Annotated in this window: 13 protein-coding genes; 1 reads left to right on the top strand and 12 read right to left on the bottom strand. The window is 72.3% G+C overall.

Translation table 11 applies throughout. From position 1 onward, the window contains the following. Window position 1: 1 nt before the first annotated feature. The 3 genes from OG335_RS27305 to OG335_RS27295 form a co-directional block, all read right to left on the bottom strand. Window positions 2-940, bottom strand: coding sequence for an RluA family pseudouridine synthase (locus tag OG335_RS27305; RefSeq protein ID WP_405013771.1), 939 nt, complete (start codon window positions 938-940; stop codon window positions 2-4). An 85-nt stretch (window positions 941-1,025) separates the two neighbouring features. Then, window positions 1,026-1,769: a signal peptidase II gene (lspA, locus tag OG335_RS27300; protein WP_405013770.1), complete on the bottom strand. Its 744-nt coding sequence runs from the start codon at window positions 1,767-1,769 to the stop codon at window positions 1,026-1,028. Window positions 1,770-1,953: 184 nt separating this feature from the next. Next, the gene (locus tag OG335_RS27295) at window positions 1,954-2,460 is read right to left on the bottom strand and encodes a TraR/DksA family transcriptional regulator (RefSeq protein WP_405013769.1); all 507 of its coding nucleotides are present in this window, start codon (window positions 2,458-2,460) and stop codon (window positions 1,954-1,956) included. A gap of 639 nt (window positions 2,461-3,099) precedes the next feature. Between OG335_RS27295 and ileS the strand changes: the two genes are divergently transcribed. Further along, window positions 3,100-6,228 carry an isoleucine--tRNA ligase gene (ileS, locus tag OG335_RS27290; RefSeq protein ID WP_405013768.1) on the top strand — a complete coding sequence of 1,043 codons (3,129 nt, stop codon included), beginning with the start codon at window positions 3,100-3,102 and terminating at the stop codon, window positions 6,226-6,228. A gap of 147 nt (window positions 6,229-6,375) precedes the next feature. Here ileS and OG335_RS27285 read toward each other — a convergent pair whose 3' ends face one another. The 9 genes from OG335_RS27285 to ftsW form a co-directional block, all read right to left on the bottom strand. Then, window positions 6,376-7,812, bottom strand: a complete 1,437-nt coding sequence (locus tag OG335_RS27285) for a DivIVA domain-containing protein (protein ID WP_405013767.1) — start codon at window positions 7,810-7,812, stop codon at window positions 6,376-6,378. A gap of 49 nt (window positions 7,813-7,861) precedes the next feature. Beyond that, complete coding sequence (locus OG335_RS27280) at window positions 7,862-8,152, bottom strand: YggT family protein (RefSeq protein WP_030262809.1); 291 nt, start codon at window positions 8,150-8,152, stop codon at window positions 7,862-7,864. Window positions 8,153-8,228: 76 nt separating this feature from the next. Then, on the bottom strand, window positions 8,229-8,837 hold the full coding sequence (locus OG335_RS27275; protein ID WP_405013766.1) for a cell division protein SepF: 609 nt from the start codon (window positions 8,835-8,837) through the stop codon (window positions 8,229-8,231). Between the two features lie 210 nt (window positions 8,838-9,047). Further along, window positions 9,048-9,836: a YggS family pyridoxal phosphate-dependent enzyme gene (locus OG335_RS27270; RefSeq protein WP_405013765.1), complete on the bottom strand. Its 789-nt coding sequence runs from the start codon at window positions 9,834-9,836 to the stop codon at window positions 9,048-9,050. Continuing rightward, on the bottom strand, window positions 9,833-10,567 hold the full coding sequence (gene pgeF / locus OG335_RS27265) for a peptidoglycan editing factor PgeF (protein WP_405013764.1): 735 nt from the start codon (window positions 10,565-10,567) through the stop codon (window positions 9,833-9,835). The genes OG335_RS27270 and pgeF overlap by 4 nt, the downstream gene beginning before the upstream one ends. Before the next feature lie 11 nt (window positions 10,568-10,578). Next, window positions 10,579-11,781 (bottom strand): cell division protein FtsZ, encoded by a 1,203-nt coding sequence (gene ftsZ / locus OG335_RS27260; RefSeq protein WP_405013763.1) that lies wholly within the window; start codon window positions 11,779-11,781, stop codon window positions 10,579-10,581. A gap of 363 nt (window positions 11,782-12,144) precedes the next feature. Next, window positions 12,145-12,915, bottom strand: coding sequence for a cell division protein FtsQ/DivIB (locus OG335_RS27255; protein ID WP_405013762.1), 771 nt, complete (start codon window positions 12,913-12,915; stop codon window positions 12,145-12,147). 159 nt (window positions 12,916-13,074) lie between these two features. Beyond that, on the bottom strand, window positions 13,075-14,181 hold the full coding sequence (gene murG, locus OG335_RS27250) for an undecaprenyldiphospho-muramoylpentapeptide beta-N-acetylglucosaminyltransferase (RefSeq protein WP_405013761.1): 1,107 nt from the start codon (window positions 14,179-14,181) through the stop codon (window positions 13,075-13,077). 6 nt (window positions 14,182-14,187) lie between these two features. Then, complete coding sequence (gene ftsW / locus OG335_RS27245) at window positions 14,188-15,558, bottom strand: putative lipid II flippase FtsW (RefSeq protein WP_405013760.1); 1,371 nt, start codon at window positions 15,556-15,558, stop codon at window positions 14,188-14,190. Between the last annotated feature and the right edge of the window lie 40 nt (window positions 15,559-15,598).

Raw genomic sequence — 15,598 nt, 5'->3', positions numbered from 1 at the left:
GTCAGCTCTCCGCGGAGATCACGTCGAGGGCCCTCTGCAGGTCCTCCGGGTAGTCGCTGCGGAACTCCACCCACTGGCCGTCCGAGGGGTGCTCGAAGCCCAGCTGGACGGCGTGCAGCCACTGGCGGGCGAGGCCCAGGCGCTTCGAGAGCGTCGGGTCGGCGCCGTAGGTGAGGTCGCCGACGCAGGGGTGCCGCAGCGCGCTCATGTGCACCCGGATCTGGTGGGTGCGGCCGGTCTCCAGCTTGATGTCGAGCAGGGAGGCCGCGCGGTACGCCTCGATGAGGTCGTAGTGCGTGACGGAGGGCTTGCCGTCGCGGGTGACGGCCCACTTCCAGTCGCTGCTGGGGTGGCGGCCGATGGGGGCGTCGACGGTGCCGGACAGCGGGTCGGGGTGGCCCTGGACGAGCGCGTTGTACTTCTTCTCCGTGATGCGGTCGTGGAACTGCCGCTTCAGGTCGGTGTAGGCGCGCTCGGACTTGGCGACGACCATGAGGCCGGAGGTGCCGACGTCGAGGCGGTGCACGACGCCCTGGCGCTCGGCGGCGCCGGAGGTGGAGATGCGGTACCCGGCGGCGGCGAGGCCGCCGATGACGGTGGGGCCGGTCCAGCCGGGGCTGGGGTGGGCGGCGACGCCGACCGGCTTGTCGATCAGCACGATGTCGTCGTCGTCGTGGACGATCCGCATGCCCTCGACGTGTTCGGCGACGATCCGCACGGCTGCGGCCGGGGCCGGGATCTCGACCTCCAGCCAGGTGCCGGCGCTCACCCGGTCCGACTTGCCGGCGACGGCGCCGTCGAGCGTCACCTTGCCCTCGCTGGCCAGCTCGGCGGCCTTCGTCCGGGAGAACCCGAACATCCGGGCGAGGGCGGCGTCGAGTCGCTCACCCTCCAGGCCGTCGGGTACGGGGAGGCTGCGGGTCTGCGCTGCAATACTCACTCGTACGAGTATGCCGGACGGCGCGGCCCGTCCCTCACCGTCCCCGCTCGGGGGCACGGGCCCGCGGTCGGTCGCGGCGGGCGGGTCACTCGGTGTCGTCGACCGGCTTCGGCGCGTCGGTGGAAGCGGTGTCGGCCTCGGAGCCGGTCTTCGCGGGCTTGCCGGGCTGGTGGACGGTGCCGTCCGGGTTGGAGCCGCGGAAGGAGAGCAGCACGACGAGGATGCCGCCGCAGACGATCGCCGAGTCGGCGAGGTTGAAGACGGCGAAGTGCTGCACGGAGATGAAGTCGACGACGTGGCCGCGGAAGACGCCGGGGGCGCGGAACAGCCGGTCGGTGAGGTTGCCGAGCGCGCCGCCGAGCAGCAGGCCGAGGGCGACGGCCCAGGGCAGGCTGTAGAGGCGGCGGGCGATCCGCCAGATCACGACGATCACGGCGGCGGCGATGCCGGTGAAGACGACGGTCATCGCCTGGCCCATGCCGAAGGCGGCACCGGGGTTGCGGATGACCTGGAAGGTCATGACGTCGCCGACGACCTGGATCGCCGGGCGGCCCTCCAGCCGGGCGACGACGAGCAGCTTGCTGCCGAGGTCGATCAGGTAGGCGAGCAGGGCCACGGCGAGCAGCACGCCGATGCGGCGGCGGCGGACGGCGGCGCGGGCGCCGGACGCGGCGGTGGCGCCCACGGGGCCGGACGGGCCGGCGGGCTCGGCGGCGGGCTCGTCCACGACGGTCTCCGGCTCGTGCGACACGCGGGCGGTGGGGACGGCTTCGTCCTGCGTCTGGGGGGAACCTGAGGTGCTGATGATCCGCTCCGCTGCCGTGTACAAGGGGTCCGGCCGTGGGGGCCGGCCGGGGCCGAGGTTACGGGGACGAGCGTACGGCACCCGATGGCCGGAACGCCCGTCTCCCGTCACCCGTCACGCGGGGCGGTCCGCCCCGGGTTCCGTCAGGCCGATCCCGCGGGCTCGGCGGGATCGGCCGGACGGGGCCCGGTCGACGACCGGGGACCGGTCAGCGGCGTTCCTGCTTGGCCTTGCAGCTGACGCAGAGGGTGGCCCGCGGGAAGGCCTGCAGCCGGGCCTTGCCGATCGCCTGTCCGCAGGACTCGCAGACGCCGAAGCCGACGCCCTCCAGACGGGTGAGGGCGCGCTCGGTCTGGGCGAGGCTGTCCCGGGCGTTGTTGGCCAGGGCCAGCTCGCTCTCCCGGTTGATGTTCTTGGTGCCGGCGTCGACCTGGTCGTCGCCCGCGCCGTCGTTGGAGTCCCGCATCAGGCCGGTGATCGCCGCCTCGGAGGCCTCGATCTCGGCGCGGAGGCGTTCGAGGTCCGCGTTGAGCTCGGCGTGGAGCTCGGAGACCTCGGCCGATGTCCAGGCGTCCTCGCCGGTCCGCACCGGCAGCTCGGCCGGGTCCACCGACTCGGCGCCGCCGCTGCGGGCGCCGGTGCCTGCCGGGACATGGGTGCGGCTGGTCGCCGCCCGGCCGGTGCTGGTGCTGGTCTTCCGCCGTGCAGTGCTCACGGTCCCCTCCCCTGGGTCGCCTGCCACAGCCTCGCGCGCCCGCGTGGTGGCGGTGCGTGCGCCAGTCGCTCTCTCAGCCATGGCTTTCGACCTCATTCACGAATGATGCGTACCGCCGGTTCCCGGCGGCCTCCGGTGCCGGAACGATAATCCCCATCGAATCCGGCCACAACGGGACATACCGATGACGGAATCGAATCGAATCCGATCACACCCGGGCAGCCTCCGCCGATGGCACGCGCCCGGGCGCTGACCAGGTTGTGCCCAGATCGACACCGGCTAACCTCCCCGCCCACGGGACGGGACGGGCGCGCGCCGTCCGGACTCGCGCCGCCGGGCACCAATCGGTTTGCGCGGGCCGATACACTGGGCCTGCAAGGCGCAGATGGGACGAGTACCGCAGTACGCAGCCATGAGCGATCCGGGGACGGTGCGAGCCCGGGGGTGTGCGCGGCGGGAAGATCACCCCGGAGCCGCCGGAGGAACGGCCGTACGGCCCAGTAGAACCGGCAGCAACCCCCAAACAAGTGGGTCGCGGGCACCAGCCGCGGCCAAGGAGGGTGGTACCGCGGGGCGGCTCGCCGTCTCGTCCCTCCGTCGGAAGCCAGTCCACGCATCCGCCGGAGGTAGACGCCCGCGATGACCACCTACAACGCCGTCCCCGCGCAGGTAGACCTGCCCGTCCTGGAGCACGGCATCCTGTCGTTCTGGCAGGACAACAAGATCTTCCAGCGCAGCCTGGAGCAGTCCGAGGGCCGCCCCGAGTGGGTGTTCTACGAGGGCCCGCCCACCGCCAACGGCATGCCGGGTGCCCACCACATCGAGGCCCGCGTCTTCAAGGACGTCTTCCCGCGGTACCGCACGATGAAGGGCTACCACGTCGCCCGCAAGGCCGGCTGGGACTGCCACGGCCTGCCGGTCGAGCTCGCCGTCGAGAAGGAGCTCGGCTTCTCCGGCAAGAAGGACATCGAGGCGTTCGGCATCGCCGAGTTCAACGCCAAGTGCCGCGAGTCCGTCACCCGCCACACCGACGAGTTCACCAGGCTCACCGAGCGCATGGGCTACTGGGTCGACCTCGACGAGGCGTACCGCACCATGGACCCCTCCTACATCGAGTCGGTCTGGTGGTCGCTCAAGCAGATCTTCGACAAGGGCCTGCTCGTGCAGGACCACCGGGTCGCCCCCTGGTGCCCGCGCTGCGGCACCGGCCTCTCCGACCACGAGCTGGCGCAGGGCTACGAGACCGTCGTCGACCCGTCGGTGTTCGTCCGCTTCCCGCTGACCTCCGGCCCGCTCGCGGGCGAGGCCGCGCTGCTCGTCTGGACGACCACCCCGTGGACGCTGGTCTCCAACACGGCCGCCGCCGTGCACCCGGAGGTCACCTACGTGGTGGCCACCGACGGCACCGAGCGGCTCGTCGTCGCCGAACCGCTGGTCGGCAAGGCGCTCGGCGAGGGCTGGGAGACCACCGGGCAGTCGTTCACCGGCGCCGAGATGGAGCGCTGGGCGTACACCCGGCCGTTCGACCTCGTCGAGATCGAGAACGCGCACTACGTGCTCACCGCCGAGTACGTCACCACCGAGGACGGCACCGGCATCGTCCACCAGTCGCCCGCCTTCGGCGCGGACGACCTCGCCACCTGCCGCCGCTACGGCCTGCCGGTGGTCAACCCGGTCGAGGCCGACGGCACCTTCGCCGCGGACGTCCCGCTGGTCGGCGGCGTCTTCTTCAAGAAGGCCGACGAGGCGCTCGTCGCCGACCTCCAGGCCCGCGGCCTGCTCTTCCGCCACCTGCCGTACGAGCACAGCTACCCGCACTGCTGGCGCTGCCACACCGCGCTGCTCTACTACGCGCAGCCCTCGTGGTACATCCGCACCACGGCGGTCAAGGACGCCCTGATCCGCGAGAACGAGGCGACCAACTGGTTCCCGTCGAGCGTCAAGCACGGCCGCTTCGGCGACTGGCTGAACAACAACATCGACTGGGCGCTGAGCCGCAACCGCTTCTGGGGCACCCCGCTGCCGATCTGGCGCTGCGAGGAGGGCCACATCACCTGCGTCGGCTCGCTGACCGAGCTCGGTGAGCTCACCGGCACCGACCAGAGCGCGCTCGACCCGCACCGCCCGTACATCGACGACGTCACCTTCGCCTGCCCGAGCTGCCAGGCGACGGCGACCCGGGTGCCCGAGGTGATCGACGCCTGGTACGACTCCGGCTCGATGCCGTTCGCGCAGTACGGCTACCCGTACCGCAACAAGGAGCTGTTCGAGAGCCGGTACCCGGCGCAGTTCATCTCCGAGGCGATCGACCAGACCCGCGGCTGGTTCTACACGCTGATGGCGATCGGCACCCTGGTCTTCGACCGGAACTCCTACGAGAACGTCGTCTGCCTCGGCCACATCCTCGCCGAGGACGGCCGCAAGATGTCGAAGCACCTCGGCAACATCCTGCAGCCGATCCCGCTGATGGACCAGCACGGTGCCGACGCCGTGCGGTGGTTCATGGCCGCGGGCGGCTCGCCCTGGTCGGCGCGGCGCGTCGGCCACGGCACCATCCAGGAGGTCGTCCGCAAGACGCTGCTGACCTACTGGAACACCGTCGCCTTCCAGGCGCTGTACGCCCGCACCGCCGGCTGGGCGCCCTCGGCCGCCGACCCGGCGCCGGCGGACCGCCCGCAGCTCGACCGGTGGGTGCTCTCCGAGCTCAACACGCTCGTCCGCGAGGTCGACCTCGCCCTGGAGGCGTACGACACCCAGCGGGCCGGCAAGCTGCTCTCCGGCTTCGTCGACGACCTCTCCAACTGGTACGTGCGGCGCGGCCGCCGCCGCTTCTGGCAGGGCGACGCCGCGGCGCTCGCCACCCTGCACGAGGCGCTGGAGACGGTCACCCGCCTGATGGCCCCGCTCACCCCGTTCATCACCGAGCAGGTCTGGCAGGACCTCGTCGTGCCGGTCGCCCCCGGCGCCCCCGCCTCCGTGCACCTGGCCTCCTGGCCGGTCGCCGACGAGTCGCTGATCGACACGGACCTCTCGCGGCACATGGCGCTCGTCCGGCGCCTGGTCGAGCTCGGCCGCGCCACCCGCGCCGAGTCCGGCGTGAAGACCCGTCAGCCGCTGTCGCGCGCGCTGGTCGCCGCCCAGGGCTGGGAGGAGCTCCCGACCGACCTGCGGGCGCAGATCGCCGAGGAGCTCAACGTCTCCGCCCTGGAGTCGCTCGCGGAGGTCGGCGCCTCGCTCGTCGACACCTCGGCCAAGGCCAACTTCCGCGCGCTCGGCAAGCGGTTCGGCAAGGGCGTGCAGGACGTCGCCAAGGCGGTCGCCGCCGCGGACGCCGCCGTGCTCGCCGCCGAGCTCCGCGCCACCGGCGTCACGGGCGTCGACCTCGCCGGCGAGCGGATCGAGCTCTCCCCGGAGGAAGTGATCATCACCGAGACGCCGCGCGAGGGCTGGGCCGTCGCCAACGAGGCCGGCGCCACCGTCGCCCTCGACCTGGCGATCACCCCCGAGCTCAAGCGGCTCGGCATCGCCCGCGACGCCATCCGGCAGATCCAGGAGGCCCGGAAGAACTCCGGCCTGGACGTCGCCGACCGGATCGTGCTGCGCTGGCAGGCCACCGCCGAGGAGACGGCCGGGGCCGTCACCGAGCACGGCGGCCTGGTCGCCGAGGAGGTCCTCGCGGTGGACTTCGCGGCGGGCGCCGCCGACTGGGAGTCCGACACCTTCACCGACGAGTCGCTCGGCCTCGCCTTCCAGCTCCGCAAGGCCTGACCCGCACCGCGCCACGACGGGCGGGCAGGTGACCACGGTCACCTGCCCGCCCGTCGGCGCGTGCGGCCGCCGGTGCCCCGGCGCGCACGGACGAGGGCGCCCCCGCCGTGACCGTCGTCACAGTGGGGGCGCCCTCGTGGGGTGCTGCTAGTTGTCGCCGTCCTCGTCGATGAGGAAGCCCCGCATCGGCGCGGGAGCCTGCTGCATCGGCTGCGGCGGCTGCGGGCGGACCGCGGCCATCGGCTGGGTCATCCCGGCGGGCGCCATCTGCGCGGCACCGGTGCCGGCGCCGGGCTGGCCGCCGAAGCTCGGGTTGCTGCCCGAACCGAAGGAGTTCCCGCCGAACGACTGGCCGTTGCCGCCGAACGACTGGCCTCCGCCGTTGCCGCCGAAGGACTGGCCTCCGCCGCCGAACGACTGGCCGCTGCCGCCGAAGGACGACTGGCTGCCGAAGCTCGGCGCGCTGCTGCCGACCGAGGAGCCCGCCGGAGCCATCGACGACGCCGCCGGGGGCAGCGAGGCGGTGGCCGGGATCCGCGGCGGGGCGAGCGAGTCGTCCGCTTGCGACTCCAGCTGGCGCAGCTGGGTCTCCAGGTACGACTTCAGACGCGTGCGGTACTCGCGCTCGAAGGCGCGCAGGTCCTCGACCTTGCGCTCCAGCGTGGCGCGGGCGGACTCCAGGGAGCCCATCGCGACGCGGTGCTTCTCCTGCGCGTCCCGCTCCAGGGCGTCGGCCTTGGCGCGGGCGTCCCGCTCCAGGCCCTCGGCGCGGCTGCGGGCCTCGCCGACGATCTTGTTGGCCTCGGAACGCGCCTCGGAGATCGCCTGGTCGGCGGTCTGCTGGGCGAGTGCGAGCACGCGGGCCGCGCTGTCGCCGCCGGGAGCCTGCTGCGGCTGGCCCATCGGGCCGCCGAGCGGGCCGCCCATGGGCTGACCCATCGGGCCGCCCATCGGGGCCAGCTGCTGCTGGCCGCCCATGGTCTGGCCCATCTGCTGCTGCTGCCCCATCGGGCTGCCCATCGGCTGCAGCATCTGACCGCCCATCGGCTGCACCAGCTGCTGCTGGCCGCCCATGGTCTGGCCCATCTGCTGCTGCTGCTGCCCCATCTGCTGGGGCTGGCCCATCTGCGGCTGCCCCATCTGCTGGGGCTGCCCCATCTGCGGCTGCCCCATCTGCTGCGGCTGGCCCATGTGGCCGCCGTTGCCGGGGGGAAGCGCGGGGGCGCCGGACGGCAGGCCGAGGGGCTGGTTGCCCATCTGCTGCTGCTGCGGGCCGCCCATCTGCTGCGGACCGGGGCCCTGCTGCTGGCCGGGCACCGGCGGGCCGGATATGGCCGCGGGCACCGGGGCGCCGCCGGGGCGGGCGTCCTGCGGCTGCTCCTTGCGCATGTTGGCCTGGTTCTGCGCCGCGGCACGCGTGGCGGCTGCCAGCTTGGCGCGCAGGTCCTCGTTCTCGCGCAGCAAGCGGGTCAGCTCGGCTTCGACCTCGTCGAGGAAGGCATCGACCTCGTCCTCGTCATAGCCTTCGCGCAACCGGACGGTCGTGAACTGCTTGTTCCGAACGTCCTCGGGGGTCAATGGCATCTCTTCACCTCAACGTGATCGTCGGCACTCCGGAATCCTGTCGCATCGCTCACAACGACAGGGACCGCACGAGCGAGATCAGGACATACACAATGATCATCAGTACGAAGAAGGACAGGTCGAGCGCCACGCCCCCGAGACGCAACGGCGGAATGAAACGCCGAAGGAGTTTGAGCGGCGGATCCGTGACAGTGTACGTGGCCTCCAGGACGAGGACCATGGCCCTTCCGGGTCGCCATGAGCGGGCGAACTGGAAGACCCAGTCCATCACGAGCCGGAAGAGCAGGATGAGCAGGAAGACTGTCAGCGCGTAGTACAGCACCGCCCCGACGATCCCCATGTGGTCTCCCTCTCCCTGGTCCTCAGCCCGTCGGTGACGGACCGTCGATCGGTCCACACGTAAAGTCGTGACCGGGTCAGCTCTGGTTGAAGAACCCACCCTCGGCGATCCGAGCCTTGTCCTCCGCCGTGACATCGACGTTAGCAGGAGACAGGAGGAACACCTTCTGCGTCACGCGCTCGATACTGCCGTGCAGACCGAAGACGAGTCCAGCGGCGAAGTCTACGAGGCGCTTGGCGTCCGTGTCGTCCATCTCGGTCAAATTCATGATCACGGGAGTGCCGTCGCGGAACTGTTCCCCGATGGTACGGGCCTCGTTGTACGTCCTGGGGTGCAGCGTGGTGATGCGGTAGGGCTCTCGTTCGTTCACTACCTTGGGCATGATCACCGGGGCGCTCTTCTCCACGTTCTGGCGGCGGTCGGGTGTGATGGACGACACTGGGGCCATCCGCGGAGCCTCCTGCCGGATCGGCACGGCGGCCGGCACGGGCTGCGGGGCGATGTGGGCGACGGGCGCAGGCGCGGGCCGCTGCTCGGCGACCGGGCGCAGGTCCTCGGTGCGGCCGGTACGGAGGGGCTCCGGGTCGGCGTCGTAGTCGTCGTCGGGGTCGTACCCCTGGCCGTCGTACGTCTCGTCCTCCACGAGGCCGAGGTAGACCGCCATCTTGCGCATTGCGCCGGCCATGCTCCTGTCTCCTCCGCTCTGTGGTGGATCGGCTCCGACTCCGGCCTCGGCCTGCGGTCTCCGCAGCGCCCCGGCGCCCGCCGGGGCGACGGCCCGTCAGGCCGTGAGGATTCTGCGGAGATGCGATCCACGAAGTTGTCACTAGCGCGCTGATGGGCTGCTAGGTTCTGTCCTGTTTTGTCCTGCGATCTGATCTACTACCCGGTGACGTTACCCGAGCGGTGACCGCACGCCGAGTACCGCCGTACCGACGCGTACATGTGTCGCTCCGGCCGCCACCGCCTGCTCCAGGTCGCCGCTCATGCCTGCGGACACCATCGTGGCAGCAGGATGCCGCGCCCGTACCCCGCTTGCGATTTCCGCCAGCCGCGCGAAGGCGCGGGCCGGATCGCCGGCCAGCGGGCCCGCCAGCGGAGCCACCGTCATCACCCCGTCGAGCCTGAGCCCGGGGGTTCCGGCGATCAGGTCGGCGAGTTCCCCGACCTCGTCCGGGGCGACCCCGGCGCGGTGCCCGCCCTCCCCGGCCTCCTTGTCGAGTGCCACCTGCACCAGGCAGCCGAGGGGCGCGCGCCCGGCGCCGAGCACCGCGGCGGAGAGCGACGCGACCAGGCGCGCGCGGTCCACGGAGTGCACGTGGTCGGCGTACCGCACCACCGACCGCACCTTGTTGGTCTGCAACTGGCCGACGAAGTGCCAGGTCAGAGGCAGCTCCGTGCAGCGCTCGGCCTTGGGGGCGGCGTCCTGGTCGCGGTTCTCCGCGACCTCGGTGACGCCGAGTCCGGCGAGGAGTGCGGTGTCCTCGGCGGGGTAGGTCTTGGTCACCACGACGAGCGTGACCTCGCCGCGGGCCCGGCCGGCGGCGGCGCAGGCGTCGGCGATCCGCTTCTCGACCACGTCGAGGTTGGCGCCGAGTTGCTCGTACCGCGCGCGCTGCCGCTCGTCGAGGGAGGACTGGAAGGCGGGACCGCCGGGGAACGGCCCGAAGATGTCGTTCGTCATGACTGTGCGGGGCCCCACCAGACGTAGCTCGCGAGCCGACCCGTCCGCTGCTCGCGGCGGTAGGAGTAGTGGTCGTCCGATTCGAGGGTGCAGACGGTCGACCGCACGACGTCGGTGACACCGGCGTCGGCGAGCTGGGCGGCGACGCCCTCCGCCACGTCCAGCGACGGGGTGCCCCACGAGGTCTCGGCGTACGCGGCCGGCACCACGGCGGCGACCTCGGCGCGGAGTCCGGCGGGCACCTCGTAGCAGCGGCCGCAGACGGCGGGCCCGAGCACGGCGGTGATCCGGGCCGGCTCGGCGCCGAGCGCGGCCATCGCGCGGACGGCCGCGGGGACGACCCCGGCGGCGAGGCCCGGGCGGCCGGCGTGCGCGGCGCCGACGATCCCGGCGACCGGGTCGGCGAGCAGCACCGGGGTGCAGTCCGCGGTCAGCACGGCGAGGGCGAGCGGGCGGTCGGTGACCACCGCGTCGACGGTCGGGGCCTCCCCGTCGCGCTGCCGCTCCGTCACCACGGCCACGTCCGCGCCGTGCACCTGGTTCATCCAGACCACGTCGGCCGGGTCGAGCCCGAGCTGCTGCGCGGCGAGCACCCGGTTGCGGCGGACGGCCGCCGGGTCGTCCCCGACGGCCCCGCCGAGGTTCAGCTCCCCGTACGGCGAGATGCTCACCCCGCCCCACCGGGTGGTGGAGGCGAAGTGAGCACCGTTGCGACTGATGTGAGGAATCACGGGAGAGGCGTCTACTTCAGGAAGTCGGGCACGTCGAGCTCCTCGGCGGGGCTCTCCACGTACGGCTGGCGGACCGGCTGCACCTGCGGCGGCACCGGGCTGACGGCCGGGACCGGGCGGACCGGGACGTCGGCGCGGCCGGTGTCGTCCGGACGGGCCGTCACCGAGCCGATGCCGTAGGACGGCCGGGTGGCCGGGCGGTCCGGGGTGGACGTCGTGGACGGGGTGGAGGCCTTGACCACCGGGTCGCGGACGATCGCCGGGGGCTGCCCGCCGTCGAAGCCGGCCGCGATGACGGTGACCCGGACCTCGTCGCCGAGGGCGTCGTCGATGACGGCGCCGAAGATGATGTTGGCCTCGGGGTGGGCGGCCTCGCTGACCAGCTGGGCGGCCTCGTTGATCTCGAACAGGCCGAGGTCGGAGCCGCCGGAGATGGAGAGCAGCACGCCCCGGGCGCCGTCGATGGACGCCTCCAGCAGCGGGGAGGAGATCGCCATGACGGCGGCCGCCTTGGCGCGGTCCTCGCCGCGGGCCGAGCCGATGCCCATGAGCGCCGAGCCGGCGTCCGACATGACGGACTTCACGTCGGCGAAGTCGAGGTTGATCAGGCCGGGCGTGGTGATCAGGTCCGTGATGCCCTGGACGCCGGAGAGCAGCACCTGGTCGGCGGAGCGGAACGCGTCCAGCACGCTGACCTGGCGGTCGGAGATCGACAGCAGGCGGTCGTTGGGGATGACGATGAGGGTGTCGACCTGCTCGCGCAGCGACGCGATGCCGTCCTCGGCCTGGTTGGCCCGGCGGCGGCCCTCGAACGTGAAGGGGCGGGTGACCACGCCGATGGTCAGCGCGCCGAGCGAGCGGGCGATGTTGGCCACGACGGGCGCGCCGCCGGTGCCGGTGCCGCCGCCCTCGCCCGCGGTGACGAAGACCATGTCGGCCCCCTTGAGGACCTCCTCGATCTCCTCGCGGTGGTCCTCGGCGGCCTTCCGGCCGACCTCGGGGTTGGCTCCGGCGCCGAGGCCCCGGGTGAGTTCACGGCCCACGTCGAGCTTGACGTCGGCGTCGCTCATCAGGAGGGCCTGCGCATCGGTGTTGATCGCGATGAACTCGACGCCCTTGAGACCGACCTCGATCATCCGGTTGATGGCGTTGACACCACCGCCGCCGATACCGACGACCTTGATGACTGCGAGGTAGTTCTGGGGTGCTGCCACGTCGAAGGCCTCTCGCCTCGAATTTCCGGGTCGGCTCCCCGTGTAGCGAAGGCCGACGGATGTCGATGGGTGGGGAGCACGTGCTTTCGGTGGTGTATGTCCGAAATGCCGACCGCCGACCCGAACCCTAAACTTGAGGTTGAGGGTTGTGGCTGTGCCTCTGTCACATCACTGCTGGACACAGCCTGGTGACACAGGACAGTAGGTCGCATCCGGGCGGTGTTCAACGAACACGCCGAGCTTCCCGTTTTTCTTTTGAGCCTATGTGATCATCGACCCCCCGGTGAAACCGGGGTGACCACCAAGGGTCGGACCGGAGCCTCGGCCCCGTCAATACCGCCCCTTCGGGAAGAACTTACCGGATCATCCCGACACCGCCGGGGCATCCGGTGCACTCACGTCGTAATTGGCCGCCTTGCGCGCCATCAGCGCGGTCAGCACCCGCGCCTTCCGGTCCGTCCGCTCGGGACTCCCCCAGTGCACGGTCACCCCGCCCGACAGCTGCAGCCGGATGTCGTCGTAACTGTGGACCTGCACCGCACCCGCACGCTTCGCCACCTCGGCCGGCAGCCCGGCCGCGACCGTGATCGCCGCCCGGACGAGGGACGGCCGGTCGAACACGTCCAGTGCCTCGTTCGCCTGCTGGCCGAGCTGCAGGTCCACCACCGGCACGCCCGCCGGGGCGGTCGCCTCGGTCGCGAACGTGAAGCCGCCCGCGTCGACCTGCGCGAACTTCCCGTCGTCGGTCCGGACCGCGGCCACCGGCCGGCGCTCCGTCACCTTCACCCGCAGGGTGTGCGGCCAGCCGCGCCACACCTCGGCCTTCGCCACCCGCGGCAGCGCCTCCACCCGGCGCTCCGCCTCGTCCAGGTCGACCCGGGCCAGCGGCCCCTGCCGCAGCCCGCCGAGCGCGGTCCGGACGTCGTCCTCGCCGAGCCGCCCGCCCTCCAGGCCCTGCACCGCGACGGTGCGCACCTCCAACGCCGAGGAGAGGAACACCAGCCAGCCGAACACCCCGGCCACCAGTGCACCCAACGCGCACAGCACCACGACACCCCGCCGGGACAGTCGGAGCCGGGTGGCCGGCACCCCGGCCGACCGTCCGTCCGCCTCCGGCTGCTCCTGACCCGGCATCGGTGCTCCTCGCTCCCGCACTCGCTCCGCCCGCTCGTCACGTCCGGTGCCGGTGCGGCCGTCGGCCGGGGGCGGTGACCCGCCCGTCCGCCTCCGGCCGCTCCCGGCCCGGCATCCGTCCTGCTCCCCCGTCCGTACGGCCCCGGGCGGGGCCGGCGGTCAGCCCCGGCGGCGGCCGCCGCGGGCGGCGGCGATCGCCTCGTAGACCATGCGCACCAGCAGGTCGTCCGCGTCGCGGCGGCCGAACTCGGCGGCTGCGCGGCTCATGTCCCACAGGCGCGCCGGGTCGGTGAGGACCGGCAGCACGTTCTGCAGCACCCAGTCCGGGGTCAGCTCGGCGTCGTCGACCAGCAGGCCGCCGCCGGCCTTCACCATCGGCTGGGCGTTGAGCCGCTGCTCGCCGTTGCCGATCGGCAGCGGCACGAACGCGGCGGGCAGGCCGACCGCGGCCAGCTCGGCCACCGTCATGGCGCCGGCCCGGCACAGCATCAGGTCGGCCGCGGCGTAGGCGAGGTCCATGCGGTCGACGTACGGCACCGCGCGGTACGGCGGCATGCCCGGGATGTCGTCGACGCGCGGCAGCTCGTTCTTCGGGCCGACGGCGTGCAGGATCTGCACGCCGTACTGCTGGAGCCGGGGGGCGATCGCCTGGACGGTCTCGTTGAGGCGCCGGGCGCCCTGCGAGCCGCCAGACACCAGCAGGGTGGGCAGCCGCTGGTCGAGGCCGAAGTAGTGCCGGGCCTCGGGGCGCATCGCGTTGCGGTCCAGCGTCGCGATGGTGCGGCGCAGCGGGATGCCGATGTACCGGGAGTCGCGGAGCTTGGAGTCCGGGGTGGAGACCGCGACGAAGTCGGTGTAGCGGGCGCCGATCTTGTTGGCGAGGCCGGGGCGCGCGTTGGCCTCGTGCACGACGATCGGGACGCCGGCGCGCTTGGCCGCGAAGTAGGCGGGCATGGCGACGTAGCCGCCGAAGCCGACGACCGCGTCCGCGTTGACGCGCTCGATGACGTCCTGGGCGGCGCGGACGGTGCCGCGGAGCCGGCCGGGCACGGTGATCAGCTCGGGGGTGGGCTTGCGGGGCAGCGGCACGGCGGGGATGAGCGCCAGCTCGTAGCCGCGCTCGGGGACGAGCCGGGTCTCCAGGCCGCGCTCGGTGCCGAGGGCGGTGATCCCGCAGGACGGGTCGTGCCTGCGGAGGGCGTCCGCGAGGGCCATGGCCGGCTCGATGTGACCGGCGGTCCCGCCGCCGGCGAGTACGACATGCACCGAAATTCACCGCTCCCTGCGCGTCGGCCGTGCGGCCGCCTTGCGCGCTGTGGTTCGTCGTCGTGGCATCACCCGGGCCAGGAGTGTCCCGGCGCGGGTGGGGTTCCGGGCGGCGAGTGCCGCCTTGGCCGCGGGGGTGCTGCGCGCGAAGCTGACCAGCACCCCGATGGCACACATGGCCGACAGCATGGCGGACCCGCCGTAGGAGAACAGCGGGAGGGGCACGCCCGCGATGGGGAGCAGTCCCAGGGCCGACCCCAGGTTGACCATGGCCTGGGCCATGATCCACGTGGTGGCGGCTCCCGCGGCGTACCTGACGAAAGGGTCTTTCGTGCTGATGGCCACACGGATACCCGCGTAGCCTAGTGCCGCGAAGAGGCCGAGCACCGACAGCGTCCCCACCAGTCCGAGTTCCTCGCCGGTGGCGGCGAAGATGAAGTCGGTGTGGGCCTCCGGCAGCTGGCCCCACTTCTCCACACCGGCGCCGAGGCCGGAGCCGAACGGGCCGCCGGCGGCGAAGGCGTACAGGCCGTGGAGGGCCTGGAAGCAGTTCAGGTCGGGGTCGGGTTTGGTGACGCCGATGCAGGCGAGCCGGTCGAGGCGGTGCGGCACCGTGATGATGAGCGCGGTGCAGGCGACGACGGCGATGCCGAGGGTGGCGCCGAAGAGCCGCATCGGGGCGCCGACCATCCAGAGCAGCCCGAAGAGCATGGCGACGAGCACCATGGTGGTGCCCATGTCGCCGCCTAGCATGATCAGCATCATGAGCAGCACGGTGCCGGGCACCAGCGGCACCAGCAGGTGCTTCCACTGGTCGAGCGTGTGGGTGCGGTGCTTGCGGGCGAGCAGGTCGGCGCCCCACAGCACGAGGGCGAGCTTGGCGAACTCGGACGGCTGGACCTGGAAGAAACCGAAGTTCAGCCAGTTCCGGTTGCCGTTGACCATCATGCCGATGCCGGGGATCGCCACGAGCAGCATGCCGCCGACGACCGCGAGCAGCAGCGGGTACGCGAGCAGCCGCATCGCCTTGACCGGCGTGCGGGCGAGCAGCACCTGCATGGCGGTGCCGAGGAGGACGGCGACGAGCTGCTTGCGGAAGAAGAAGGTGATCGGCAGGTGGTGCTCCATGACCAGGATCTGGGAGGAGGAGAACACCATGACGAGCCCGAGCACCACGAGCAGGAACGTGGAGCCGAGGATCAGGTAGTACGGGGTGAGGGGGCGGTCGAGGGTCCAGCGCACCCGGTCGCGGAACGCCCGGAGGCGGGTGACGGGGGTGGCGGACCGGAAGGTCGTGGTGGTCGCGGAGATCAGCTGCAGGCGGGCGGAGCCGCGCTCCGGCGGGGCGGTCGTGCCCGCCTTTCCCTCACCGGACACTCCGCTCCCCCTCCCGGCCCCGCCGGCCGCTGCTCGTGCC

The sequence above is a fragment of the Kitasatospora sp. NBC_01539 genome (assembly GCF_045040525.1).
Lineage (GTDB): Bacteria > Actinomycetota > Actinomycetes > Streptomycetales > Streptomycetaceae > Kitasatospora.
The sequence above is the reverse complement of the archived record's forward strand: the minus strand, read 5'-3'. Positions and strand labels throughout refer to the sequence as shown.

What these genes read in the sequence shown, in the direction of transcription:
- ileS (WP_405013768.1), top strand. Translation starts at nt 3,100, where the DNA reads ATGACCACCTACAACGCCGTCCCCGCGCAGGTAGACCTGCCCGTCCTG.
- OG335_RS27285 (WP_405013767.1), bottom strand. Translation starts at nt 7,812, where the DNA reads ATGCCATTGACCCCCGAGGACGTTCGGAACAAGCAGTTCACGACCGTC.
- OG335_RS27280 (WP_030262809.1), bottom strand. Translation starts at nt 8,152, where the DNA reads ATGGGGATCGTCGGGGCGGTGCTGTACTACGCGCTGACAGTCTTCCTG.
- OG335_RS27275 (WP_405013766.1), bottom strand. Translation starts at nt 8,837, where the DNA reads ATGGCCGGCGCAATGCGCAAGATGGCGGTCTACCTCGGCCTCGTGGAG.
- OG335_RS27270 (WP_405013765.1), bottom strand. Translation starts at nt 9,836, where the DNA reads ATGACGAACGACATCTTCGGGCCGTTCCCCGGCGGTCCCGCCTTCCAG.
- OG335_RS27255 (WP_405013762.1), bottom strand. Translation starts at nt 12,915, where the DNA reads ATGCCGGGTCAGGAGCAGCCGGAGGCGGACGGACGGTCGGCCGGGGTG.